The sequence below is a fragment of the Chimaeribacter sp. YP20170169 genome (assembly GCF_056739715.1).
In genome coordinates, this window is the sequence record NZ_CP176826.1 from 78,239 (window position 1) to 102,324 (window position 24,086).

Sequence of the window (24,086 nt, forward strand, 5' to 3'; positions counted from 1 at the left end):
CTTCGCCAGCGAGGGCAAGTTTCAATGGAAAATGGTGATAAAGGCTGCCGGGTCAATCCAGTAGTGGGTGTTGAGCGCACCTGCCCAGGCAGCACTGCGTCCATAAGGGCCGGGCCGCGTATTGATGTCGAATGAAAACCCCCACTTGTGCGGCATATCGGGGAAAAGGTCAAAATTGTTCGAGCGGGAGGGATAATGGCTCACCATCTCAGCAACATCTAGTTCACCCATCTGATTGCTCAACATTGAGGCAACTGTCTCAGGTGCCAAGATGTTAGCACCATGAAAACGGCCACCATTAAGCAGCATTTGCAGGAAAGCCATATAGTTACGCGGCGTGCTGAACAGGCCAGTGCCAGCCAGTGAAAAATCGGTCTGCTGTGGGGATTCATAGGGCGCGGAGGTGAAGGAGCCATCTGCTTCCCTCTGGGCCGCCGTCGCGGTGCGTGCACGCTGCTTATCACTGATCACGAACCCGGTATCATGCATACCCAGCGGTAAAAAGATGTTGTCGTGGAAGTACTCCTCCAGCCCCTGCCCGCTGACGGTTTCAACCAGCCTGCCCACCCATTCGATCGACATGCCATACTGCCAGCGTTCACCGGGGGTCAAACTCCAGCGGCGATGAAGCAGAGGATCAAAATCAGCAAAAGAGGCCTGCCCCAGGACCCTAGATCCGACATCAACATGTGCACAGTCGGCAGGCTGTAATACTCCTGGATCAGGAAGGTCAACCGTAAATTTACGGCCCTGAACAGACAAATCCCAGTTAATGTCTGTCCATGATTTCGTCGGGAGAACCATTATGCATCTTCCGTAAACATGCGCCTGCCTTCGCATAAGCAGCTCTGCAATGAGTTTTCCGGCTTTATCCGTTTTCGGATCTCACCGGAAAAAGAGTGAAACCCATATAGGCTGAACATACCCATATGCTTGGCATCTGCATATGTAACACCTATACAAGCTGGGTTTGCAGGCATATACTTCACCTATGTGGGAATACTCCCTGGCACACTCAGCATATGAGGAAAAACCATGCGCACAGTTTCTATTTTCAAAAACGGCAATAACCGCGCCATCCGTCTGCCGCGCGATCTGGATTTTGAGGGGGTGAGCGAGCTGGAGATCGTCCGGGATGGGGACAGCATCATCCTGCGCCCCGTCCGGCCGACCTGGGGCTCGTTCGCGCAGCTCGAAAAAGCCGATCCGGACTTTATGGCGGAGCGCGAGGACATTGTCACCGACGAAGGACGATTTGAGCTGTGAACAAGACCTACATGCTCGATACCAACATCTGCTCGTTCATTATGCGTGAGCAGCCGGACGCCGTGATCCGACGTCTGGAGCAGGCGGTGCTGCGCAATCACCGGATTGTGATCTCGGCCATCACCTATGCCGAGATGCGTTTCGGCGCCATCGGTAAAAAGGCGTCGCCCCGTCATGCGCCGCTGGTTGATGCATTCTGCGCCCGCCTTGATGCCATTCTGCCGTGGGACCGGGCCGCAGTGGACGCCACTACCGAGATCAAGGCGGCGCTGGCCGCGGCCGGCACGCCTATCGGGCCAAACGATACGGCGATCGCTGGGCATGCGATTGCCGCCCGCGCCATCCTGGTGACAAATAATGTGAGGGAGTTTGAGCGGGTGCCGGGCCTGACGCTGGAAGACTGGGTTAACTGATGGCAGAAAAAACGGATGAAGGGAGGATGTCCTCGGTGTGCCAGAAGCGGAAGTTGAAGTGCCAGAGGCTCTCTAAAAGTTGGTGGCTAGTTTGCAGAGATAGTTGGGCATCACTTGGATACAATGTTAATACCGCCTGTGATACCCGCAGAGGTACTAGATTTAGATACTGAGAAGGATACCTTGAACATGAATTAAGAGTACTAAAAGGCAAAGAACGGCACTTGGCATATCGAAAATATGGGTTATTAACATTGGTAAGATTATAATTTTACCGCGCAAAAAGCATCAGAGCGATGTAACACAAGACATAGGAATTCTTAAATTTGAAAAGAGGATGTATTTTATTAAAGCAAGGCCGCCTTTAGGCAGCCTTTTATCTTACTTGTGAATATTCATTAAACTGTCAAATAGTTTTTTGATTAACTCCTTTTCCGCTCGTGCTTCGATTTGAGCCATACTATTTCGGGAAATTTTTAGCTTACCGCTAAATTCTTGGTCATGAATAGTGCATGTCAATCGGTCAAGTCTCATTTTTTTGTGAATAAGCTCATCTTTGAAATATTTTTTTAGATCGCTGGTGCTATTAATTTGCATCTTGGCAAGAGCAAATTCAGCAACCTGAATTTGAGATACATCTAGTTGCACTATATTAAGTGTTAGCTCTGTGTTTAAATAACTGAACCATGTGAACGGGTCAATCTCAATCTCTTCTAAACTGGTGCCAAGACCAAGGTTTTTTACCAGTGCCTGCGCAAATGGTTTAAGTGTTCTTGGTGGATTATCAAGAAGTAAAACTGGGGCGTATTGTTCGTCAAAACTGAAAGATGTTACTCTATATTCAATGCGTTCAATAGCAGTACTATTGCCGTATAGATTACTTATTCTGTCTTCGCTTATTATCTTTTCGATGAAGCGAGCGTGAAAATGAGAGGCTCGTGATTTATCAAATATAAACCCTTTCCCTTTCTCTTCAGTAAAAGGATCACCCATGAGTTTTTCAACTGTTTCACTAGTAGTGAAACGATTGTTTAGTATAATCCATTTAACTTTTTTCATGCTCTCCCACCTTTTTACCCGTCACGATATTATAGGCGTTTACTGCTGACTGTTCAATTAGTGAGCTGATTTTCTTTTTTTCAATTTCATTTGCTACACGAAGGGTAACATTGTATCCACTACCTTTTTGGTTATTGATTCCTTTAATTTGATAGGAAAAATCAGAGCATTTTTCTGAATCCTTGAAGAAAGCTTCAACCAAAATTCTATCTCCTGTTCCGCTTTTGGGTTTAGCAGACCAAGCAATTCTCCCGATATAGTACCCTTTGTTATGTAGTTGGGTGAAAATAGCAGAACTATTTACAGAATCACCTTTTAGAACAGCTTTTTTTACGAATCCTGTTTCGATTTCTTCTTCTTCCTCGTCATCACCTTTGCTTGTTGAGCGGTTAAGCTCTACGTTAGTAACGTCGTCAATTTCATACCCACTTAATCCTCCCATGACCTCTTGAAAAAACTGACTTCTTAACGCTGGTGCAGGAATTGCTTCTAACGAGATTTCAAACTTTTCAACATCAATGGATTTAATCTTTGATAACTCTTTTTGTAATAGTGTTATTACATCTTTAGCCTTTTGGTTCTGAGGCATACGAATATCAACATTATCGGTATTTACTGTAAGATCAATCTTGATGTTGCGATTGTCTATCTGGCGCAATGCTGTTCTGGACAAGTCTACTTCTTGGAAATTTACCTCGATTGCTAGAGACCCATCTTTTTTCGCAGTGATTTTTACGGTTTCACCAGATCCGGTGGCTAACTTTTTCTTAACTAATTCCGCTGCTGTTTTTAATTCTGTCTGAGAGGATGATGCTTGGAGCTTGACACTAGTTATACTCTCTCTCTTATCATAAGTTTGTACAAGCTCCTTAATTGAATCTAGATCACTATATCCATGAGGTAGTTTGCAAACCTCTTCAATTAATTCTTCCTTTGTTAAGTCTTGAGAGACAATAATACCTTTCCGCAGTAATGCCTCGCGTAATCTTGCGATGGTAATTCTTTTATGATGAAGTGCGTCATATATATTTTTGTCAGTAGCGAAATAAATATTCATATTGTTCATCAACGTTGCTCCATACCTATAGCTTCAAGACTGTATTGAATTACTATTGCAACTGTTTTTTCGAATGAGACTTTTGAAAACAAACGTTCACTTTCGCCTGATAACCAATGGGCACTATACTTTTGTTTTGCTCTTTCAAAGTGATGAATGGCGTCTTCATGCGGATTTATATGACAATGTCTAATTTTTATTCTTTTTGCATCAATCAGTATTTGATAATTAGAAAGCATGTCAAGGAAGTAGATGAACTCATCTTCACTATTTCCTGGTTGATTATAATAAATTACGTAACCACTATCTTCTTTTTCGCCCATCCAGTCGAATTCTTCATGCTTTATTATTATAAATGGTGATGTTAAAACCTCAACAGTAGCTGCAGTCTTGTTGTTGATAGGATGTTTTATCCTAGTGAGTGCTAAGTCTGGGTAATAGAAATAGTACAAATCGGGTTGAGGCAAACCCCCGGATCCAATAAGCATTTTAATATCTGATGCTACATTTATCATATCGGATATTTTGAATGGATCTAAAAGGTGTAATTTTATGCTTGGAGGGCATTTTATTATTTCAGGATCGACTTTTTTCATAATGGAGGAATAAAAATCTTTGTCGTAAAGGTTGTCATGATTATAAAGAAATAATAAACCTCGAACTTTGTAACCTAATGACTCATCCCGCACATATCGTTTACACCACTGCTGGCTAATATTGGCGCATTCTGTAGCGAGAGCCAAAGAAGAAAGTGCATCTTCTACCATCCCTTTGCCGATACTACTTTGGGCATAGCTTTTAAGGTCTGTGTTCAAGTACACAACCTCTTCTTCATAGGGATCGGTATAGTAAAACACCACATCGCTAGGATGTGTTTTTTTGTCATGAGCTTTTAAGTCGCAATCCCAGTTCATATCTTGACTAGTTGCTCGTAGCCATTTGAAAATTTTAAAAATATCTTGGGTTATCTTATTTGCAACATGCTGTATTGAAGAAGTCTCTCCGCCCATTTTTAATATTCCTTTTTAGTGTGTGTAGATAAAAATCATTCAACGATATGAATTACATCATATTTTGTAAATATGTCTAGTGTGAATGAAGTTGCATGTGAGTTGTTGTGATTACAGTGGTATTAAAACGAACGCAGGGCATGGTATTGTAAGTAACTCTGAAATTCGCACCATTCTCTTTTAGAGAGTGGGCTACGCTACTGTGGAAGCGAGCATGGTGATCCATGGGCATGCGCCCGTTCCTGATGGTTTCAGGATTTAGTGAACTTCCGCTTCTCGCTCTAAGCGGACATCAGCCGATGAGTCAGCCCGCTCTCCCGCTCTGTACCAGAAGCAGCCACTAACCCCTTCACTAGGAACCGCCCTTACAGAGGGAGTACGTTTAAGAGCGATTTGGGCGCGTTGCGAAGAAGACCACTGCTGCTCCGATAGCGACGATGAGCGTATCTTCGATCAGGCCACTCTTGGTCTGCCCCATCCCTGCCATGGCCTTTTTGCGTGCCGCAAGCGTGACATAAGCAAGTGGCACAGCGGCAGAGATAGCGATTGCTGCCCCGGTTTTTTCTTCTCCGCTGGGTGCCAACGCGGCACCCGCAATCCCTGCACTGGCCACGCGTGCTGACAAGCCCAAAAGCACGGTGCGGTCTGGTGCTGACTTCATCTTGTCGCCAAACAGTTCACCTACACCCATCGCTAACGCGCCGTATTTGAATAGCGGACGGTCCAGCAGCAGGAGACTGCCCGATGTGTCGCGCCCGGTAAGGCGTGCTCCAGCAAGCGCCGCCATCGGCGTCATGGAGCGGCAACTGGCGACAAAGCCAATCAGGGCGGAATAAACAAAATCGGTTATTTTCATTCATTATCTCCCGGATAGATAAATTTTTTAATTCTTCAAGCTTTATGCGGAGGGTGCCAGGTCATTAATTTTGCGCGGCCTCGTATACCAATGACCACTGCCATAGTCAGTATAGATGATCGGTCTGAGACAGCAGAAATGACGGAAGTGGGAGGCTGAAGAACGCAGGCTGGATTGAATTGCCGTGTCAAACCTCAGCGATAATCATTTGCTGTCAAAGCGAGTTGCAAATAGACGGCACCGCACCCGGCCGGCTAGCCGTATCACGCATCAGCACCCAACGCAGTGGTTCACCCCCGGCGGCTGCCAGATCGATACAGCGGTGACGCTCCGCCGGGTAGCGCGCCGCCTGCCTTACGCGGCAAGCCTCAATTACTGAGCGCAACCTCCGCCACTTTGCGGGGGCGCGTCGCCCATACGGAGGCACCGACAATCAGCAGGCCGCCCAGCCAGGCGGCGGGGGTCAGGGACTCCTGTAGCCAGAGCATGGCGAACAGCGCACCAAACAGCGGCTCTGTGCCCATCAGCAAAGAGGCGCGGGTCGGCGTGAGGCGTTTCACGGCATAATTCTGTGCGAAGAAGGCGAACAGCGTGCAGAACAGCACCAGATAGAGCGTCGCGCCCCAAAACGCCGCGCTCTGCGGCAACGCCGGGATGCCCTGCCGGGTAACCAGCAACAGCGCCAGCGAACCGGCCGCGACCACACCGGTCTGCACCGCAGTCAGCGCCAGTGCTGGCACGTTGCGGTGCTGCATCAGTTTTTTTGTCAGGCACACCATCACTGCCCGCAGCAATGCGGCCCCGAGGATCAGCTTGTCCCCCGCGTTCATCGTGATGGCGACGCCCCCGGTCAGCAGCAGCGCCCCGCATAGCGACACGCCTGCGGCGATAAACGCGTTGTTTTCCGGCCGCTGACGCAACATCAGCCATTCAACAAACGGTGTCAGCACCACGCAGAGGCTGATAAGAAACGCCGCGTTGCTGGCGCTGGTCAGCGCCACCCCAAAGGTTTCACACAGAAATATCGCCAACAGCACCGTCCCCAGCAGCAGCCCCGGCACCAGCGCCTGTCGCCAACAGCCCCTTAACGCCGGCACCAGCAGCACAAAGGTCAGCATAAAGCGGATAAACAGAAAACCGGCAACCGGGTAGAACAGCACGGCCTGTTTAGCCATGCCGTAGCTGGTTCCCCAGACCACGGCCACCACCAGTAACATAACGGCCGCATACTGGGCCGTCGCATTCGCACTCTGGCGTTGATTATCCATTACTTAACCCGCTCATAGGCAATAACCAGCACATCACGATACCCCTGTGAACCTTTGCTGCATAAGATGGGCGAAACCTCATGCATCACGCGATGGTCATCCGCCACAATGACATCCAGCGGCTGGTTCAGCGTTTTGGTGCAGAGCACATTCCGCGCATTATCCGTAACGGTCGTGATGCCGCCCGAGACGTTCACCCGGCGGAGCAGCATCATCGCGATATAATCAACCCCATCCCGATGCAGCCCCTCCGGGGTGGGTTTGCCGGTTTCTTCGGCGTCCGTCAAAATGCGGTAAGGGTGCAGACGGATACGCCATGTGCAGCGCTCCCCTTCCGCTTGATTAAAGATATTACCCAGCTCACGCAGCAGGGAAGTAAACAGCGGGTGGGTGATAAACCCCTCCTCCAGCGGTGGATAGACCCGATCTACCCCACCGTTGAGCGTATTGATGTTTTTAGGTTGTGAGTAAGCGGCGTGCGGCAACAGCGTCAGTTCACCCTGTGGATCGCACAATTCAAACTGGCTGTAACGGCGATAGCGATACGTCCCGTTATCTGCCATAAATTCATCACGCGACAGCGAATCCCAATAGCGGGAGAACGAGGAGAGGGAATCCTCTTCCAGCGCCAGATCCTGTTTTAAGTCATCCCCGGCAATAAAAATCCAGCCATCGGTTTTAATAGCCTGCGCCGCATGATGGATGGCGTGGGCTGGCAGAGCGTAAGATTTGCTGATGATATCCATGGTTCACCTCAGGCAGTTAATGAGCAATCAGGGGTTACAGAGGAGGACAGGTCGGCCAGGTTGCGGCTGCCGCGTACACGGGCAATCTGTTTTTCCCAGCCATCACGGTCGGTCAGGTAGAGCGGGTCGCGCGCCTTGATGGAGACCAGGTCAGCAGCGCCCCTGCGTAGGTTAAACGTCACGGTGCCGCTGACGGTTTCCGCACTGGTACGGATAAAGGCGGCAATGGACGCAGCCAGCAGGCTGTACCAACGGCCTTCTATCGCCTCGTTTACCCAGATTTGCTCCAGCGCCAGTTTCTGACGCAACAGCCCGGCATCCAGGGTGGCGGTTTCCAGATGACGGAACGCCGCCATCAACAGCATGGCAGCCGGGGCTTCCCGCACTTCCAGCACCTTCTCGCCACCTTCAAGGTGTTCCAGCCCACTGAAGCGGCCGATACCATGGCGGCCAATGACCGTGTTCAGCTGTTCAATCAGCGTCAGCAATGGTAGCGCCTCGCCATTCACTGCCACCGGCAGGCCGTTTTCAATACTGATCGCGAGGTGTTCGTCCGGTTGGGGCTGCTGACATGACGTCCACTTAAACAGGGCTTCCGGCATGATGAAATCTTCTGGATTATCCAGCGCACCAGATTCGTACTCACGCACCCAGATATTGGCATCACCGCTGATCCCGCGCGCTTGGAAGCACGGCAGGCCTGCCTGCGCCAGCGCCTGGATTTTCTCCTCGCGGCTGAGGGCCGAATATTCATAGGGGCTGCCGGTAAAACCGGTAAAGTTCAGTTGGTGCAGTGCCCCATTAAGACGACGAAGGCTGTTTTGTGACTGATTGGCGGTATGCAGGATAGCGTCACAGCCGAGTATTTCCGCCTGCTCAACGGCCAGGCGGGCAATCAATGGCCGGGAGAGGGATGAACTGATGGGGTAGATCCCCAGGTATTGCGCATTGGCCCGGATCGCCGGAATGATAAACTCGTGCGCAAAGGCTTCACGTGCATCAATAATCTGTAAATCGACGTTGAAAAAACCGGCGATGTCCCGCAGGTCCTCGGCGTGCACCCCATCTCCGAGATCGACGGTAAGCGCGGTGACTTTGCAACCGGTCTGCGATAGTTTGTACAGCAGGTAGCTGCTGTCCACGCCCCCGCTAAACAGGGTCAGGATATGTTTCGACTGACGGGATATATAAGAGAGATCGTCAAGGCTGCGCACGTGTTGGTAGCGATTCATGGCCTCTTTCCTTATGAAGTAAACGTTGGTTTTTCAGGGCTTGCCGTCAGGCGAGTATGGGCGATCCCGCGCAGGTGAATAAGCCGGGTAAACAAACAAGACTCTTACGCTATGCGAACAAATCAATACATGGGCTTGCTGCCGTATATGGCGGTGTTTGTCAAAGTGGTGGAGACAGGCAGTTTTTCTGCGGCGGCGGAACAGTTGGGCACGACGGCCGCGTCGGTCAGCCGCCAGGTAGCGAGCCTTGAGCAGGCGCTGTCGGTCAAGCTGCTGATAAGAACTACGCGGCGGCTGAAGCTCTCGGCGGCGGGGAGCGATGCCTACGCCCGCTGCTGTGAGATGGTCGAGTCGGCCAGATCCGTGCTGGAGCTGGCGGAACGGATCAACGACACGCCGCAGGGGATGGTCAGGCTCAGCGCCCCGCGCGCCTTTGGCAAAGAACTGATCGCCCCGCATATCGAGGAGTTCTTACACCGCTACCCGGAGGTGGATATTCAGCTGAAACTCACCGATCGCCCGGCTGACCTTATCGGCGATGACCTAGACCTGATGGTGCGCATTACCGACACGCCCCCGGCCGGGCTGGCGGCGCGCCCGCTTATCCGCGTCAGCCATATCCTCTGCGCGACGGCCGCTTACCTGGAAAAACGCGGCTGCCCGCAGCACCCCAATGACCTCGCGCAGCACAGTTGCCTCTATCTCGGGGAAGTGGCTGGAGATAACTGCTGGCGATTTTCCCACCTGCACACCCAGGAGCAGATTAACGTCACGGTGCGCGGGCGCTATGTCACCAACCACAGCAAAGCGCGGCTGGAAGGGGTGCTCAGCCATCTGGGAATCGGTTGTTTGCCGTGGTTTGTTGCCAGAGACGCGCTGGCCGCCCAACAGGTCGTCGAGGTGCTGCCGCAGTGGGACTACCAGACCTCGTACTACGGCATGTCGTGGATCCTCTACCACCCAAACCGTTTTCTGCCGCCGAAATGCCGGGTGCTGATCGATTTCCTGGCGGAAAAGATTGCAGATAACGATGTAAACCGGCGTGCCTGCCGTTAATCAAAAGGTGAAGCTTCGGTGGATCACACCGAAGATTGTCCGGTATACGTTATCTTGACCTTTGGGTGGGTGCGCTGCCCCCACCAACTCCGTTTGGCGGTACTCTTTCACCGGGAGCGAAACAACGCTGCTTACCACTCCAATTCTGAGCATCAGACACCGGCCTCTGCCGTTTTTTGATCTGATTGCTTTCGCCAAGCATTCCAGATAGGCGGGAACCCGGCATCGTCAATGTCGCCGTCCGGCGTGGGGGAGGGCAGTGGGACTAATCCAGTGAGGTAGGAAAGCAGCGCGGATCAGCGCCCCTTTTTCTTGCGGCCGGGTTGGGTGAAGCGCTTGCGACCGGCCGGTGCGCCACCGGATTTGTCCGCGCTTTTCGGCGCGCCGCCCGTGGGCTTTTTCACCTGCGGCTTGGCCGGCGCTTTTTTCGCGGGTTTATCTTCAGAAGAGGAGTGTTCAAGCAGCTTGAACAGGTCGATCAGCTCATCGTCGGTCAGATCCCGCCATTCACCCTGCGGCAGCCCTTTCAGGCTGATATTCATGATGCGCGTGCGTTCCAGCTTGGTGACTTCATAACCAAAGTGCTGGCACATGCGGCGGATCTGGCGGTTAAGCCCCTGCACCAGCGTGATGCGGAACACAAACGGTGCCTCTTTTTTCACTTTGCACTTTTTGGTGACCGTACCGAGCATCGGCACCCCAGCGCCCATGCCGCGGATAAACTCGTCGGTGACCGGCTTATTTACCGTGACCACATACTCTTTCTCGTGATCGTTACCGGCGCGCAGGATTTTATTGACCAGATCGCCGTGGTTGGTCAGCAGGATCAGCCCTTGTGAATCTTTATCCAGCCGTCCGATAGGGAACACGCGTGTGCTGTGGTTCACAAAATCAACGATGTTATCCTGCTCGCCCTCTTCAGTGGTGCTGACAATGCCGACTGGTTTATTCAGCGCGATCAATACCAGATCTTCTTCATTGCGCGCTTCAATCAGCCGGCCGTTCACTTTCACCACATCCCCGGCCGAGACCTGATCGCCAATGGTTGCGCGTTTGCCGTTAATAAAAACCAACCCCTGTTCAATGTAACGGTCGGCTTCGCGACGGGAGCAGATACCGCTCTCGCTGATGTATTTGTTAAGACGGGTGGTTGAGTGGCTCAGCATGGTTCCTCCGAAAAAAACGGACTATACCCTATGCCCGGCAGGTCGCGAAGCCTGGCCTTAAAAAATCCGCGCAGGCGGCTAAAGCGCATACAGGCCGTGGTGGCCCAGCTATTTTTGCTGTGGCCGGAAGCGGGCTACGGTGGCGCGGTTGTCGTAAACCCTAGCGTGTATTGCGGTTCCACACCCGGCCAAAATCAACCTCTGCCAGCAAAGATGGCACCGGCCCCCACAGCGCTACCGGAGCCTGCCACGGAAACACCATGACATGAGGTATCGCCATGTTAACATGCTGTTATTTCCTGACGCCTTGGGGGCCACACAATGTCTCATATGACTCTGCATATTCTGGATGCGCAGAAGAAACTCACCGCTCACCGTCAATGGTTTCATACCTGCCTGACCGCTACCTACGAACAAGCAAAAAAGGTGATGCAAATCCCTGCTCTGGATGTCGTGATCAAGGCTGGAAAGTTCGTCATTCCGGAAAAGGGGCACTTAGGATATTGTCCCGAGCCTGGCATCGTGTATGTGACAGTTGATCCTGAAAACCCCGCATTCTGCAAAAATGACGCCCAGTCGCTGGAGCGCATGTTTGCTCATGAACTGCACCATGTGGCGAGGTGGGCCGGGCCGGGGTATGGCACCACGTTAGGCGAGGCGTTAGTCTCAGAAGGTCTTGCAGGGCATTTTGTTCTTGAGCTTTTTGGGGGTGAGCCTGAACGTTGGGAAAGCATTCACCCAGATAGCGTGCAGGCTTATTATTCACAACTCGATGAAAACTGGCACCGCACCGATTACGATCATAACCGGTGGTTTTATGGCACCGGTGATTTACCTCGGTGGCTGGGGTATACCGTAGGGTTCAATCTGGTTTCCAAATATCTTGCAGTGGCACCGCATCTAAGGGCCTCAATGCTCTCCAATGTGGATGCAAATGCGTTTAAGGTGTTTATTTAACAGCCAGCGAAATACTATTTGGCACTTTCATACCGGTGTGCGGTATACAAAGTGCCGTAGTGCCGCGGGTTAATTTATCATTCTGGCTTATTGCATAACTGATAAAGCAAAGCGGCTTTCCAGTACATGGGCGATGTTGTCTGTCGTCAGCTGCTGCTTCTCGACCTGATCTGCGGTGATTGTCTTCAGCATGTCGCCCAGCAGAATGGCGCGCCCCTCAGGTTGGTGCTGGATGACCAGCAGCTTTTGCACGAAGATGGCATCGGGGTGCGTGGAGTTAAGGTAATTGGCTGGGGCAAAATCAATCCACTCCTGATGTGACAGGTCAAAGGCATATTGATTGGCCCACTCTCCTTCAACCTTTGCCTGAAGCAGATACTCCCCACGCGCGTCACGGCTGAGCCGGAACGTGTCGAAATCCTGCATGATGTCCGTATCAAGCATGTCCAAAGCCACCGGTGCGCGGATGCCGTAGCTCCCAAACCCCAGGTCGCAAAGCCACTGGCGGCCATCGACCTCTGCCACTACCGCCATATGGGTCTTTGGCCGGCGCGCCGGATAGAACATCGGCCGGGCCGCAACAAAACGGTAGGTGATCCCCAGCGCTGCCAGCGCCATCGCAAACAGCCCGTTAAGCTCATAGCAGTAGCCGCCCCGCCGCTGGTGTAACAGCTTGCCGGCAATCTCCTCGGGTATCATCGAAACGACTTTACCCGCCTGTACATCCAGATTCTCGAACGGGATCGAGAAGAGCTGGTGGCGCATAATCGCGTGTAGCGTGGCGCTATCGGCCGCCGCCTGCCCGCCATAGTTTATGCGTCGGAAGTAGGCGGAAAGGTCGAAGTTGTCACTGTGCATGTTGCCTCCTTGGCTGGATTGTATTGGGCACACTATAGATGGCGACGGCCATCATCTGTATAGTCAGATTTATCAAAAACTAGCCTGTACAGATCACGATGTCCCTCCCACACCCGTCGACTCCCCACTACCGCCGGATTGCCGAGATGCTGCGGCTTACCCTTGCCTCAGGCGCGTTGCGACCGGGGGATCGCCTCATCTCCGCGCGTAAGCTGGCCGAGCGCGAGCAGGTCAGCCTGCCCACCGCGCTGGAAGCACTCCGTTGCCTTGAAGTGGAGGGCCTGATCATTGCGCGACCGCGATCGGGCTACTTCGTCCGCCAGAACAGTATGCCCAGACATGCGCAGCCCTCCCGCCCCGTGCCGGTGACCCTGTCTGCCGTGGCCCGGTCACTGTTTGGCAGTGCTGAAACGCGGCTGGTTCCGCTTGGCGCCGCGTTACCCGATCCCGCCTGGCTGCCCGTGGATACCCTGCAACGGGCACTGCAGGCGGCAGGCCGTCGGCTGGATGCACGCGGGCAGAGCTACAGCCTCCCGCCGGGAAGGGCAGATCTGCGCCATAAGATAGCCGCGCGTGCCGCCCAGTGGGGCGCGCTTTTTGGCGCGGACGATCTGGTCATTACGGCTGGCGCAACGCAGGCGCTGCGGCTGGCCCTCCATGCGGTGTGCCAGCCAGGCGACGTGGTGGCGATTGAACAGCCCGCCTACTTCGGCACGCTCCTGCTGCTGGAGGATTTGGGCCTGAAGGCACTGCAGATCCCCACTGACCCTAAAGAGGGCTTATTGCTGGCAGCGCTTAAAAAAGCCATTCAGCGCCATCGCCCGGCAGCCGTCATTGCCTCGCCTACGGTGCAAAATCCACTCGGTGCCAGTATGCCCATCGCGCGCAAACGGGAGCTGGTGGCGCTGCTTGCCAGTGCGGGCCTCCCTTTGATTGAGGACGATGTGTATGGCGATCTGGCAGGCGGGGCGCAGCGTCCACCCGCGTGCAAGGCATTCGACCAGAGTGGGAATGTCATCTATTGCAGCTCACTGTCCAAAACCCTTGCTCCGGGCTGGAGAGTTGGCTGGATTGCGGCCGGACGCTATCACGCCAAGGTATTGCAGGCCCGCATGGCAGGCGACTGGGCGGGCGCGCCGCTGATAGAGGCTGCGGCGAGCGAGATGCTGGCAAGTGGTGACTACTATCGGCATCTGCGGCACCTGAAGCTCCGCATTGCGGAGGGCGTACGGGCTGTTATCGCGCAGGTCACGGCGAGCTTCCCACCGGGTACGCAGGTGGCCGCACCAGAAGCCGGTTTTCTGGTTTGGGTGGAACTGCCGCCCCAAGTGGATGCGTTGGAGGTACATCGCCGCGCACTCGCCCTGGGCATTGGCGTCAGCCCTGGCCCGCTGTTTTCCCCAGAGGCAGCCCTACAGAACTACCTGCGGCTGAATTGTGCGAATGAACCCACGCCCCACCTATTAAATGCAGTGGCCCAGCTCGGCACCCTATGCCATGAATTATCCCAAGGGCAATGACGCCTGATATTTGTCTGCGGCTGCTTTCGGCGTTTCAAGAGCTAATGAGGGGTTGGTTATCATTAATATTATGTGCCACTTTATCAGCCATATTTTATACGGCTGATAAAGTGCCAATAGCTATCTATTGATATTGACGGGATACTTTGGCTTCCTTAGCTCTTTATTATGGAGTGCCTGATATCGCTCTTCTTTTTGTGCCCTCTCTGACAATATGACTTTATTGTTGCGAAAGCTCAGATCGCCATTGTCAAATAAGTGGTGCAGATCTGCTGCCAGTGCAATGCCGTTTTCAACGCTGGGTTTTCCCTGATTGGCATGGCCAATGATATGGCAGGCTTCAAGCGCAAGGGAACTGCCGGTGACGGCACATCTGCCGTGCCAGTTGTCCAACACCTCACGCCTGAATGCCGCCTGATCCATCCGGACTTTTACCATCCGCAGGCCATCTTCGCGACGCGAGCGTGGTTCATAGCCTGCTGCGTATGAGCCTGTCAGCGTAGTCAGGACGTCTACGACCTCCTTCACCAGCGGCGCGGCGAAGGAGGCGCCCTGGCTGCAAAAGTGGCGTTGGAAGAGGTTGAAGCGCTGATCCCCACCTTTATGGGGCAACATCTCGCTCACTTTTAGCGGGTCTAACATGATAAATGGATCGAGGCGAGACAGGTCTTTCAGCGCAAAACGGTATGGGTAGCCCGAGTCGGGATTTATCGAGTGGCCGGTGATCTCATATTCGCCGCATAGATAGAAGCAACTCGCTTTGCCAGCCAGCCTTTGAATGATGAATACCCGGTCGCCAACCTTAACGCGTGCATGTCTCGTTTTTGAGCTAATGCCATAGCCGCCTTCAGGCTTAAAAGTATGTTCGTTTTGTGGGCCGTGGTAAGCGTAGAAATAGTGCATCTCATCGTCCTTGAAAAGTTTATATTTCTATATCGGCAATTCATGTGAAAAGTTTAATCACCCTGTAGAGCGCATTAAAAGGGTGGCATGAGTAACTCGCCAAGTTTCAATGCAGGTGTCGTTTTGCTGGCGGGGAGTGATAAAGGCTTCCCTGACGCAGCAGAGAAAGCCTTCATACCTATTGATCAGAGTTGCTGGCTGGTGGGCCGACGGCAGGGTGTTTATAAAATCACGTTTTCCTGCACCGATCTCTTACTCGGTAATATGGCCGGTAAGCTCCGTCGCCACCGCGTCGTGCACCCAGCGCCGGTGATGATGATGACGTTATCTTTGTTACCGTGGCTCCTCACTTTTCCCCATACTGTTCATCGGTCACTTTTTCCAGCCACTCCACTGCCTTGCCATCCTGCGCTTCCTGAATCGCAATGTGCGTCATGAAGGTGGTGGCGCTGGCACCGTGCCAGTGTTTTTCAAACGGCGGGATCCACACCACGTCGCCGGGCCGGATCTGGCGGGCTGGCTCGCCCCAGGTCTGCACATAGCCGCTGCCAGCGGTGACAATCAGCGTCTGGCCGAGTGGGTGGGTATGCCAGGCGGTACGCGCGCCGGGTTCAAAGGTCACGCTGCCGCCGCTGGCACGAGCCGGCTCATTGACCGGGAAAAGCGGATCGATACGCACTGTCCCGGTGAACCACTCTTCAGGGCCGACAATGGACGCTTGTGAACCACACGTATAAATATCAGTCATCTGCTGCTCCTCAGTTTTGCTGCTGGCATCTGTCAGGGCTGGTTGATCGGCTCTGGGATTTGTCTCGCTCTTGCGAGGCCATTAAAGGAGTGAGTGTAGGCCAGATCAACGCCGTGAATAAGTTGCTCGATAAGAATGGAGTAATGAGCAGATTTCATCAATAAGGGGTGATTAACTGCTGAGTACCGGTCGATCGCAGAAATTAGGAGGCCCAAGGGGTTAATAGCCAGAAGAGGACATGCACAAACAGATTATTGCATTCCATTCATAACACCATGCGGGAATCAGGAATAATTCCCTCGGCAGGTGGGTTTTATACTGAAAAGCTGGCGGTTCCACCACGCTGCCCGAGCCTTCACTATTAAGCATGGAGCCTGTATGAAGCGAATATCCGTTATTGCACTCTCATTGATGTGTTGTTCTTTTGCCCTCTCCGCTGAGGAAAATACTTCTGCCATTACCGTACGGGAAAATGGCACCCAGCCTTCGGTGAAAGGTTCTGCCGACTATTTTACCGGTTCCGTGCGCATTGACGCGCCGTTCAAAGGAACGGGGGCCGCACGGGTGAGCGGGGCTTCCGTGACCTTTGAGCCGGCGGCGCGCACCGCGTGGCATACCCATCCGCAGGGCCAGACACTGATCGTGACCGCCGGCGTGGGGCGGGTGCAGGAGTGGGGCAAGCCAGTGCGCGAAATCCGTCCGGGCGATACGGTCTGGATCCCGGCGGGCGTGAAGCATTGGCATGGTGCCGCGCCTGAAAGCAGCATGACCCACATCGCCATCGCGGAGAACGTTGGCGGCAAGGTGGTGGATTGGATGGAAAAGGTCAGCGATGAGCAGTATGGCATGGCGGAAAAATCCTGAGGAGAGAGCAGATGATCAAAGGTTTTAACATGGCGCTTGTGATGTGTGCCGCGCTGGCATCCTCCTCCGGCCTGGCTGAGGAGCAGCCCCATCCTGAACAGCGGCGAATCGACCAGATGCTGCAAAAGCAGACCCACCCGCTGACCGAACAGCAAAAAAACATTGCCCTGATAGCGGCCACGGCGGCAGTGGGCAATATGTCTGGTCTCCATGCCGCGCTCGGGCGCGGGCTGGATGCGGGCCTGAGTGTGAGTGACTGCCGGGAAGTGCTGGTGCAGCTGTATGCCTATGCGGGGTTTCCGCGTAGCCTCAATGCGTTGAGCGAACTGATGCGGGTAGTGGATGCACGCCAGCAGCAGGGCAAGCAGGATGAGCCGGGGCAGGATCCAGGCGCACTGCCGACCCCCGAGGAGATGCTGGCGGCAGGCACGCGCAACCAGACCGCGCTGGTGGGCAAGCCGGTACAGGGCGCGCTGTTTGAGTTTGCACCGGCGATCGACCAGTACCTGAAGTCCCATCTGTTCGGCGATATCTTTGCGCGCGACAACCTTAGCTGGAAAAACCGTGAACTGGCGACGGTAGGGGCGCTGGCGAGCCTCAGCGGCGTCGAATCGCAGCTTAAATCCCATCTCAATGTCAGCATGAACGTTGGATTGAGTGCCGGGCAGCTTGCTGAACTGGTGCCTTTCTTTAACGCACAGGGCGAGCAGGGCACCGCACAGCGGCTCAAATTAGCACTGGACTCCCTCAATCAGTAACGTCTTACCTAAACCGTGTCGGAAAAGGTTCCGGCACGGTGAGGTAAAACCTCTCAATCATTAATCGTTCAGGCGGGCCAGTTTCTCTGCTTCTGATTCATGAACCGCACTCATATCACTATGTAACAATCAGGCAGAGTCATTACCCCTAATTGCATCTATCTTTAAAAGTTGAAAATAAAAATCGCGCCCCTGGGTAGCGAAGCGCCTGCATTTTTCACTTTTTGCGTTGGAGGCACGATATGAGCAATGATAAAAACAATACACCCGCACACCATCCCCACCACGATAGCCACCGCCTTTCCGCCGAACCCGGTGCACCGCACGTTGATCTCTCTCTGTCGAGACGGGGGTTGTTGAAGGCCGGTGCAGCCACAGCCATTGTGGCGGCGGTGCCCTCAACCACGGCATTTGGGGCCAGTGAACCTCAGGTCACGCCGCCGCCAGAGATATCCCCACTGACCCTCAACGTGAACGGCGAGGTGCGGCAGCTGGACGTTGATACCCGCACCACGCTGTTGGATGCGTTGCGGGAGCATCTGCACCTGACCGGCACCAAGAAGGGGTGCGATCATGGGCAGTGCGGTGCCTGCACCGTGATGGTCAATGGACGCCGCATCAACTCGTGCCTGACGCTTGCGGTGATGCATCAGGACGATCGCATCACCACGATTGAAGGGTTCGGCAACCCGGACAAGCTGCACCCGGTGCAGGCGGCCTTCATCAAGCATGACGGCTATCAGTGCGGTTACTGTACGCCAGGGCAGATCTGCTCCACGATTGCGGTACTGGAGGAGCTGAAAGCGGGCATCCCCAGCCACGTCACGGCGGATCTCACCTCCTCGCCCCCGCTGAGCGACAGCGAAATCCGCGAGCGCATGAGCGGCAATATCTGCCGTTGCGGTGCCTATTCCAACATTCTTGCTGCCATCAATGACGTCGCCGGGAGTGAACACTCGTGAAAGCTTTTACCTATGAACGCGTAAAAACAGCGGCGGAAGCGGCGGCAAGCGCGCAGCGTACGCCGGGAGCAAAATTTATCGCTGGCGGCACCAATCTGCTCGACCTGATGAAGCTGGAGATAGAGACGCCTGCCCATCTGATCGACGTCAACGGACTGGCGCTGGATAGCATCGAGCCGACCGCCGAGGGAGGGTTGCGCATCGGCGCGCTGGTGCGCAATACCGATCTGGCGGCAGATATGCGGGTGCGCCGGGATTATGCGGTGCTGTCGCGCGCGTTACTGGCCGGTGCCTCTGGCCAGCTGCGTAACAAAGCCACCACCGCGGGCAATTTATTGCAGCGTACGCGCTGCCCCTACTTCTATGACACTAACCAGCCCTGCAACAAACGCCTGCCCGGCAGCGGTTGCGCGGCGCTGGAGGGCTTCAGCCGCCAACATGCGGTCATTGGGGCCAGCAAAGCCTGCATCGCCACGCACCCGAGCGATATGGCGGTGGGTATGCGCCTGCTGGATGCCGTGATTGAAACGGTTGACCCGGCCGGCAACGGACGCAGCATTCCCATCGCCGATTTTTACCGTGCGCCGGGCGATACCCCGCATCTGGAAACCGTCCTGACGCCCGGCGAGCTCATTACCGCCGTCACCCTGCCGCGCCCGCTCGGCGGCAACCACATCTACCGCAAGGTGCGCGATCGCGCCTCCTATGCGTTTGCGCTGGTGTCGGTCGCCATGGTGGTGCAGCCGGACGGCAGCGGCCGTGTGGCGCTGGGCGGGGTGGCGCATAAACCTTGGCGGCGCGAGCAGGCCGACGCGGAGATGGCACAGGGTACTCAGGCGGTGTACCAGCGCCTGTTTGCTGACGCCCAGCCAACACCTGAGAATGAGTTCAAACTGACACTGGCGAAGCGCACGATCGCGTCCGTACTGGCAGAAGCGAGGGCATGAACGCATGAAATTTGAGAATCCGGCCAAAGATAACCCCATAGACCAGCTCAAGGTGGTCGGGAAGCCCCATGACCGTATCGACGGGCCGCTAAAAACCACCGGCACCGCGACCTATGCCTACGAGTGGCATGATGTTGCGCCTGATGCCGCCTATGGCTATCTCGTGGGTTCATCCATCGCCAAAGGCCGCATCAACGGCATCAACACCGAGGCGGCGCGCCGCGCGCCGGGCGTGCTGGCCGTGGTCACCGCTGACAATGCTGGCCGTCTGGGCAAAGGCGACAAGAATGCCGCCGCGCTGCTGGCAGGCAAGGAGATCCAGCACTACCATCAGGCGGTTGCCATCGTTGTGGCGGAGACCTTTGAGCAGGCGCGTGCCGCGGCGGCGTTGGTTGAGGTGGATTACCGGCGGGAGCGCGGCGCGTGGGATCTGGCGCGCGAAAAAGAGACAGCGAAGCAGGATGAAAGCGAGCCGGACAAAAAGACCGGCGACTTCGAGCGCGCCTTTGCCACAGCCGCCGTGAAGCTTGACGCCACCTACACCACCCCCGACCAGAGCCATATGGCGATGGAGCCACATGCCTCGCTGGCCATGTGGCAGGGGAATAAAGTCACCGTCTGGACTTCTAACCAGATGATCAACTGGGGCCGGGAAGATCTGGCGAAGACGCTGAATGTGCCGGTCGAAAACGTTCGCTTGATCTCGCCCTATATTGGCGGGGGCTTTGGCGGCAAACTGTTTTTGCGCAGCGACGCGGTGTTGGCGGCACTGGGTGCCAAGGCTGCACAGCGCCCGGTGAAACTCGCCCTGTCCCGTCCTCTTATCCCTAACAACACTACCCATCGCCCGGCCACCATCCAGCACATCCGCATTGGCACCGACAGCGTGGGGCATATCACCGCGATTGCCCATGAGAGCTGGTCGGGCAATCTGCCTGAAGGCAAGTCCGAGACGGCCGTCCAGCAAACGGAGCTGCTCTATGCCGGTGCCAACCGTTTTACCGGGCTGCGGCTGGCAAGGCTCGATTTGCCGGAGGGCAACGCCATGCGCGCACCCGGCGAGGCACCGGGATTGATGGCGCTGGAGATCGCCATTGACGAGATGGCGGAGAAGCTGGGCATGGACCCGGTGGCGTTCCGTATTCTCAATGACACGCAGGTCGATCCGGCGAATCCTGACCGGCCCTTTTCCCGGCGTCAGCTGGTGGAGTGCCTGCGCACCGGCGAGGAGAAATTTGGCTGGAGCCGCCGCAATGCCCAGCCCGGACAGGTGCGCGACGGCCGCTGGTTAGTCGGCATGGGCGTGGCGGCGGGCTTCCGTAACAATCTGGTGATGGCCTCTGGCGCGCGGGTGCATCTCGACCCACAGGGCGTGGTCACCGTTGAGACGGATATGACGGACATCGGTACCGGCAGCTACACCATCATCGCCCAGACCGCTGCGGAAATGATGGGCGTGCCGCTAGAGAAGGTGATGGTACGTCTGGGCGACTCAGATTTTCCGGTGTCGGCCGGATCGGGCGGGCAGTGGGGCGCCAACAGTTCCACCGCTGGCGTCTATGCGGCGTGCGTGAAACTGCGTGAGGCGGTGGCGCAAAAGCTTGGGCTGGCCGCTGACGAGGCGCGCTTTGTCGAGGGTGAGGTGCGCGTCGGCGACCGCCGTATCCCACTCGCTGACGCGGCGCAGGGCGGCCGGATCACGGTGGAAGACACCATTGAATTTGGCGATCTGGCGAAAAAGTACCAGCAATCGACCTTCGCCGGGCACTTTGTCGAGGTGGGCGTCGATATGGCCACCGGCGAGGTGCGTATCCGCCGTATGCTGGCGGTGTGTGCCGCCGGGCGGATCCTCAACCCTAAAACCGCGCGCAGCCAAGTGATTGGGGCGATGACGATGGGCGTGGGTGCCGCGCTAATGGAGGAGCTGGCGGTGGATACGCGGCTGGGCTACTTCGTGAACCACGATTTGGCGGGCTACGAGGTGCCAGTCCATGCTGATATTCCCGAGCAGGAGGTCATTTTCCTCGACGACACCGATCCCGTCTCGTCACCGATGAAAGCGAAAGGCGTCGGCGAACTGGGGCTATGCGGCGTCAGCGCGGCGATTGCCAATGCCATCTACAACGCCACCGGCGTGCGCGTCAGGGATTACCCGATTACGCTCGACAAACTGCTGAAGGGCTTGCCACAGCTGGTCTAGGCACAGCTGATAGACGCGGGCGGCCATAGGCCGCCCGCTTTTTACCTTCAGAGCCAGTGCCGCGCCAGCAGGTGCAGACGGGCATTACCCAAACCACGGCTGAAATGGGTCGGGGAAGTTCTCCCAGCCTTCAGGCCCCTTATTCATCTCATCATACGTCAGCAGGGCAGCATCAAGTTGCTGCCTTAACTGCGCCTCATCCATGTTGATGCCGATAAACACCAGCTCCTGGCGCGCATCGCCGGTGCCTACCACCCAGTTCTCCAGAATGAACTGCAAGGTGTCCGGATCCTGCGGCCAGCGCTCCTGTGGCACACTCGCCCACCACAGGCCCGCCAGCCCCTGCCGGCTGACCCCACCGGCCTGCGACCAGGAGCCAGCATGGCGCGGGCGGCTGGCCAGCCAGAAGAAGCCCTTCGACCGCACCACGCCGCGCATATCTCCCTCCACGATCTCCCAGAAGCGCTGCGGGTGGAACGGGCGGCGCGCGCGATAGACAAAGCTGCGAATGCCATACTCTTCCGTCTCTGGCGTGTGCTCCCCACGTAGTTCTTTCAACCAGCCCGGCGCCTGCGAGGCGGCATCAAAGTCAAACAGGCCGGTGTTCAGCACCTGATCGAGATCCACCTGACCAAAAGAGGAGGTAACAATCTTGGCGCGCGGGTTCAGCGAGCGCAGAATGGCGGTCAGCCGCTTTTTCTGTTGCTCATCAACCAGATCCATCTTATTGAGGATCAGGACGTCACAGAACTCAATCTGGTCGATCAGGAGATCCACCACCGTGCGCTCATCCTCTTCGCCCAGCGATTCACCCCGGGCGCGGATGCTCTCATCAGACTCATAGTCGCGTAGGAAATTGAAGCCATCCACCACGGTCACCATTGTATCGAGGCGGGCCACCTCAGAGAGGCTTTGCCCATCCTCATCGGCGAAGGTAAATGTCTCCGCCACCGGCAGTGGCTCAGAGATCCCAGTGGACTCAATGACCAAATGGTCGAAACGGCCCTCTTTCGCCAGTCGGTTCACCTCAAGCAGCAAATCCTCACGCAAGGTGCAGCAGATGCAGCCATTGCTCATCTCCACCAGTTTCTCATCCGTTCGCGACAGTTCGGCCCCGCCATCGCGCACCAGCGCGGCATCAATGTTGACCTCAGACATATCGTTGACGATGACCGCTACCCGCCGCCCCTCGCGGTTATTCAGGATGTGGTTAAGCAGGGTGGTTTTGCCAGCGCCGAGAAAACCGGAGAGCACCGTAACCGGCAATTTTGGGGGGTTGGATGTGAAAGGGATGAATGACATTGCGGCTCCTTGAAGAAAATAAACTAAAGGTGTGCTCAAGGGGGATACCCGCTGACGCCACCTTAAATGTTATGTTATAACATAACTAAAGTGACTGTCTACACGGAGTCTGCTGCTTCACATTCAGCAACCTGCTCTCTTCGGCTCACTCAATTCAGGCTCCTCTGTTCTGGTAACCTCATCGTCTTCTGTTTACCAAGGTGCGGCAATGACAAGCCTGTATGCCGCCACTAAAGGTGCCGTTGTCGCGATGGTGAAAGTTGGGCCTCTGCGCTAGCCGGGCGCCGTATACGCGCCAATACATGGGTGCCGGGTCCAATTAAAACGAATTTCAGGCATTTTATGCCGGAGGAGTCGCGTCAGCAGTTTGAGGATAATGGAATTAGCGGGCAGTACAAATTATTGCTGGCCCGCTTCTCATGCTCTACTCCACCTAATTGGCAAGCGCCCTCTCTTTCAGGCCGTGCTGCACTACGGGCGGTTTAAAATTAAAGATTTTCCATATAGTGAAATGCTTTAAGCAGTTTTTCTTCCGATTCCGGTGGTGATTCCAGATTTATCCCTATCTCCTCTTCAACCTTCTTCATTAATTCATAACGGGTAATACCCAATCTGTTAGCGACATGGTTAACACAACTTCTTGCATGCGAAGCCCTGTGTGCCAAGGGTCTTGTGGGGTCCAGAACTCTTTTCCTTGATGAGGAGTGAGACATTGATTCATCCTTAAAGTAGGGTTTTCTCCAATCTGCCACTCTTTATAGTGGCATATCCCAACTTTTTCCATAGGCCATCAATTGTTTACGCTGGAAAGGATATCTGAGACGTTAAGCAAGGAGTCTGCTCCATTCAATATAACCCGCAGCCATCTTTATGCCATGCCGAATGTCCCTATATTACTGTGGGCTTCTACATTAGGAGGCTATTTTTATAGTTCACTC

At 54.9% G+C, this 24,086-nt stretch carries 23 protein-coding genes and 1 pseudogene; 11 read left to right on the plus strand and 13 right to left on the minus strand.

Annotated features, from left to right (window positions below):
* Positions 1-21 precede the first annotated feature (21 nt).
* Entirely contained in the window at positions 22-804 is a 783-nt protein-coding gene (locus ACK3SD_RS19665; RefSeq protein WP_481128008.1) for a serine hydrolase domain-containing protein, read from the minus strand.
* A 231-nt stretch (positions 805-1,035) separates the two neighbouring features.
* Here ACK3SD_RS19665 and vapB point away from each other — a divergent pair, with 231 nt between their 5' ends.
* A complete protein-coding gene (gene vapB, locus ACK3SD_RS19670) occupies positions 1,036-1,266 on the plus strand; it encodes a type II toxin-antitoxin system VapB family antitoxin (RefSeq protein WP_481128009.1) in 231 nt (76 codons plus the stop codon).
* Positions 1,263-1,679 (plus strand): type II toxin-antitoxin system VapC family toxin, encoded by a 417-nt coding sequence (locus ACK3SD_RS19675; protein WP_481128010.1) that lies wholly within the window; start codon positions 1,263-1,265, stop codon positions 1,677-1,679. The genes vapB and ACK3SD_RS19675 overlap by 4 nt, the downstream gene beginning before the upstream one ends.
* A gap of 381 nt (positions 1,680-2,060) precedes the next feature.
* Here the strand turns inward: ACK3SD_RS19675 and ACK3SD_RS19680 are convergent, their stop codons facing one another.
* The 7 genes from ACK3SD_RS19680 to ACK3SD_RS19710 all read right to left on the minus strand — a co-directional run bounded on the left by ACK3SD_RS19680 (position 2,061) and on the right by ACK3SD_RS19710 (position 8,907).
* The gene (locus tag ACK3SD_RS19680; protein ID WP_481128011.1) at positions 2,061-2,738 is read right to left on the minus strand and encodes a hypothetical protein; all 678 of its coding nucleotides are present in this window, start codon (positions 2,736-2,738) and stop codon (positions 2,061-2,063) included.
* Positions 2,725-3,804, minus strand: coding sequence for a hypothetical protein (locus ACK3SD_RS19685; RefSeq protein ID WP_481128012.1), 1,080 nt, complete (start codon positions 3,802-3,804; stop codon positions 2,725-2,727). Before ACK3SD_RS19685 ends, ACK3SD_RS19680 begins: the two co-directional genes overlap by 14 nt.
* Positions 3,804-4,805, minus strand: a complete 1,002-nt coding sequence (locus ACK3SD_RS19690) for a PD-(D/E)XK nuclease domain-containing protein (protein WP_481128013.1) — start codon at positions 4,803-4,805, stop codon at positions 3,804-3,806. The genes ACK3SD_RS19685 and ACK3SD_RS19690 overlap by 1 nt, the downstream gene beginning before the upstream one ends.
* A gap of 382 nt (positions 4,806-5,187) precedes the next feature.
* Positions 5,188-5,661, minus strand: a complete 474-nt coding sequence (locus ACK3SD_RS19695) for a hypothetical protein (RefSeq protein WP_481128014.1) — start codon at positions 5,659-5,661, stop codon at positions 5,188-5,190.
* A gap of 368 nt (positions 5,662-6,029) precedes the next feature.
* Positions 6,030-6,929 carry a DMT family transporter gene (locus ACK3SD_RS19700; RefSeq protein WP_481128015.1) on the minus strand — a complete coding sequence of 300 codons (900 nt, stop codon included), beginning with the start codon at positions 6,927-6,929 and terminating at the stop codon, positions 6,030-6,032.
* The gene (locus ACK3SD_RS19705; RefSeq protein ID WP_481128016.1) at positions 6,929-7,675 is read right to left on the minus strand and encodes a 2OG-Fe dioxygenase family protein; all 747 of its coding nucleotides are present in this window, start codon (positions 7,673-7,675) and stop codon (positions 6,929-6,931) included. Before ACK3SD_RS19705 ends, ACK3SD_RS19700 begins: the two co-directional genes overlap by 1 nt.
* Before the next feature lie 8 nt (positions 7,676-7,683).
* The gene (locus tag ACK3SD_RS19710) at positions 7,684-8,907 is read right to left on the minus strand and encodes an argininosuccinate synthase-related protein (RefSeq protein ID WP_481128017.1); all 1,224 of its coding nucleotides are present in this window, start codon (positions 8,905-8,907) and stop codon (positions 7,684-7,686) included.
* 111 nt (positions 8,908-9,018) lie between these two features.
* Here ACK3SD_RS19710 and ACK3SD_RS19715 point away from each other — a divergent pair, with 111 nt between their 5' ends.
* Positions 9,019-9,963 (plus strand): LysR family transcriptional regulator, encoded by a 945-nt coding sequence (locus ACK3SD_RS19715; protein ID WP_481128018.1) that lies wholly within the window; start codon positions 9,019-9,021, stop codon positions 9,961-9,963.
* A gap of 296 nt (positions 9,964-10,259) precedes the next feature.
* Here ACK3SD_RS19715 and rluF read toward each other — a convergent pair whose 3' ends face one another.
* Complete coding sequence (rluF, locus tag ACK3SD_RS19720; RefSeq protein WP_481128019.1) at positions 10,260-11,129, minus strand: 23S rRNA pseudouridine(2604) synthase RluF; 870 nt, start codon at positions 11,127-11,129, stop codon at positions 10,260-10,262.
* 321 nt (positions 11,130-11,450) lie between these two features.
* Here rluF and ACK3SD_RS19725 point away from each other — a divergent pair, with 321 nt between their 5' ends.
* Positions 11,451-12,086 (plus strand): DUF2268 domain-containing putative Zn-dependent protease, encoded by a 636-nt coding sequence (locus ACK3SD_RS19725; protein WP_481128020.1) that lies wholly within the window; start codon positions 11,451-11,453, stop codon positions 12,084-12,086.
* A gap of 87 nt (positions 12,087-12,173) precedes the next feature.
* Here the strand turns inward: ACK3SD_RS19725 and ACK3SD_RS19730 are convergent, their stop codons facing one another.
* Positions 12,174-12,944 carry an arylamine N-acetyltransferase family protein gene (locus ACK3SD_RS19730; protein WP_481128021.1) on the minus strand — a complete coding sequence of 257 codons (771 nt, stop codon included), beginning with the start codon at positions 12,942-12,944 and terminating at the stop codon, positions 12,174-12,176.
* A gap of 98 nt (positions 12,945-13,042) precedes the next feature.
* Between ACK3SD_RS19730 and ACK3SD_RS19735 the strand changes: the two genes are divergently transcribed.
* Positions 13,043-14,464, plus strand: a complete 1,422-nt coding sequence (locus tag ACK3SD_RS19735) for an aminotransferase-like domain-containing protein (protein WP_481128022.1) — start codon at positions 13,043-13,045, stop codon at positions 14,462-14,464.
* Positions 14,465-14,584: 120 nt separating this feature from the next.
* Here the strand turns inward: ACK3SD_RS19735 and ACK3SD_RS19740 are convergent, their stop codons facing one another.
* Together ACK3SD_RS19740 and ACK3SD_RS19745 are read right to left on the minus strand one after the other, a co-directional pair.
* Positions 14,585-15,367, minus strand: coding sequence for an HNH endonuclease (locus ACK3SD_RS19740; RefSeq protein WP_481128023.1), 783 nt, complete (start codon positions 15,365-15,367; stop codon positions 14,585-14,587).
* Between the two features lie 346 nt (positions 15,368-15,713).
* Positions 15,714-16,115, minus strand: a complete 402-nt coding sequence (locus ACK3SD_RS19745; protein WP_137765163.1) for a (R)-mandelonitrile lyase — start codon at positions 16,113-16,115, stop codon at positions 15,714-15,716.
* 411 nt (positions 16,116-16,526) lie between these two features.
* On the opposite strand from ACK3SD_RS19745, the gene ACK3SD_RS19750 reads away from it, so the two are divergent.
* The 5 genes from ACK3SD_RS19750 (at position 16,527) to paoC (ending at position 21,846) form a co-directional block, all read left to right on the plus strand.
* Positions 16,527-16,979 (plus strand): (R)-mandelonitrile lyase, encoded by a 453-nt coding sequence (locus ACK3SD_RS19750; RefSeq protein ID WP_481128051.1) that lies wholly within the window; start codon positions 16,527-16,529, stop codon positions 16,977-16,979.
* 11 nt (positions 16,980-16,990) lie between these two features.
* Entirely contained in the window at positions 16,991-17,737 is a 747-nt protein-coding gene (locus ACK3SD_RS19755) for a carboxymuconolactone decarboxylase family protein (protein WP_481128024.1), read from the plus strand.
* A gap of 338 nt (positions 17,738-18,075) precedes the next feature.
* Entirely contained in the window at positions 18,076-18,699 is a 624-nt protein-coding gene (gene paoA / locus ACK3SD_RS19760; RefSeq protein ID WP_481128052.1) for an aldehyde dehydrogenase iron-sulfur subunit PaoA, read from the plus strand.
* Positions 18,696-19,646 carry an FAD binding domain-containing protein gene (locus ACK3SD_RS19765; RefSeq protein ID WP_481128025.1) on the plus strand — a complete coding sequence of 317 codons (951 nt, stop codon included), beginning with the start codon at positions 18,696-18,698 and terminating at the stop codon, positions 19,644-19,646. The genes paoA and ACK3SD_RS19765 overlap by 4 nt, the downstream gene beginning before the upstream one ends.
* 4 nt (positions 19,647-19,650) lie before the next feature.
* Positions 19,651-21,846, plus strand: a complete 2,196-nt coding sequence (gene paoC / locus ACK3SD_RS19770) for an aldehyde oxidoreductase molybdenum-binding subunit PaoC (RefSeq protein ID WP_481128026.1) — start codon at positions 19,651-19,653, stop codon at positions 21,844-21,846.
* Positions 21,847-21,930: 84 nt separating this feature from the next.
* Here paoC and zigA read toward each other — a convergent pair whose 3' ends face one another.
* Positions 21,931-23,148, minus strand: coding sequence for a zinc metallochaperone GTPase ZigA (gene zigA, locus ACK3SD_RS19775; RefSeq protein WP_481128027.1), 1,218 nt, complete (start codon positions 23,146-23,148; stop codon positions 21,931-21,933).
* A gap of 121 nt (positions 23,149-23,269) precedes the next feature.
* On the opposite strand from zigA, the pseudogene ACK3SD_RS19780 reads away from it, so the two are divergent.
* Positions 23,270-23,535 (plus strand): annotated as a pseudogene (locus ACK3SD_RS19780) (SDR family oxidoreductase); the annotation flags it as partial.
* Positions 23,536-24,086: the final 551 nt, after the last annotated feature.

Coding starts and splice junctions, on each gene's coding strand:
- ACK3SD_RS19665 (WP_481128008.1), bottom strand. CDS start 804: ATGGTTCTCCCGACGAAATCATGGACAGACATTAACTGGGATTTGTCT.
- vapB (WP_481128009.1), top strand. CDS start 1,036: ATGCGCACAGTTTCTATTTTCAAAAACGGCAATAACCGCGCCATCCGT.
- ACK3SD_RS19680 (WP_481128011.1), bottom strand. CDS start 2,738: ATGAAAAAAGTTAAATGGATTATACTAAACAATCGTTTCACTACTAGT.
- ACK3SD_RS19685 (WP_481128012.1), bottom strand. CDS start 3,804: ATGAACAATATGAATATTTATTTCGCTACTGACAAAAATATATATGAC.
- ACK3SD_RS19690 (WP_481128013.1), bottom strand. CDS start 4,805: ATGGGCGGAGAGACTTCTTCAATACAGCATGTTGCAAATAAGATAACC.
- ACK3SD_RS19695 (WP_481128014.1), bottom strand. CDS start 5,661: ATGAAAATAACCGATTTTGTTTATTCCGCCCTGATTGGCTTTGTCGCC.
- ACK3SD_RS19700 (WP_481128015.1), bottom strand. CDS start 6,929: ATGGATAATCAACGCCAGAGTGCGAATGCGACGGCCCAGTATGCGGCC.
- ACK3SD_RS19705 (WP_481128016.1), bottom strand. CDS start 7,675: ATGGATATCATCAGCAAATCTTACGCTCTGCCAGCCCACGCCATCCAT.
- ACK3SD_RS19710 (WP_481128017.1), bottom strand. CDS start 8,907: ATGAATCGCTACCAACACGTGCGCAGCCTTGACGATCTCTCTTATATA.
- ACK3SD_RS19715 (WP_481128018.1), top strand. CDS start 9,019: ATGCGAACAAATCAATACATGGGCTTGCTGCCGTATATGGCGGTGTTT.
- rluF (WP_481128019.1), bottom strand. CDS start 11,129: ATGCTGAGCCACTCAACCACCCGTCTTAACAAATACATCAGCGAGAGC.
- ACK3SD_RS19725 (WP_481128020.1), top strand. CDS start 11,451: ATGTCTCATATGACTCTGCATATTCTGGATGCGCAGAAGAAACTCACC.
- ACK3SD_RS19730 (WP_481128021.1), bottom strand. CDS start 12,944: ATGCACAGTGACAACTTCGACCTTTCCGCCTACTTCCGACGCATAAAC.
- ACK3SD_RS19735 (WP_481128022.1), top strand. CDS start 13,043: ATGTCCCTCCCACACCCGTCGACTCCCCACTACCGCCGGATTGCCGAG.
- ACK3SD_RS19740 (WP_481128023.1), bottom strand. CDS start 15,367: ATGCACTATTTCTACGCTTACCACGGCCCACAAAACGAACATACTTTT.
- ACK3SD_RS19745 (WP_137765163.1), bottom strand. CDS start 16,115: ATGACTGATATTTATACGTGTGGTTCACAAGCGTCCATTGTCGGCCCT.
- ACK3SD_RS19750 (WP_481128051.1), top strand. CDS start 16,527: ATGTGTTGTTCTTTTGCCCTCTCCGCTGAGGAAAATACTTCTGCCATT.
- ACK3SD_RS19755 (WP_481128024.1), top strand. CDS start 16,991: ATGATCAAAGGTTTTAACATGGCGCTTGTGATGTGTGCCGCGCTGGCA.
- paoC (WP_481128026.1), top strand. CDS start 19,651: ATGAAATTTGAGAATCCGGCCAAAGATAACCCCATAGACCAGCTCAAG.
- zigA (WP_481128027.1), bottom strand. CDS start 23,148: ATGTCATTCATCCCTTTCACATCCAACCCCCCAAAATTGCCGGTTACG.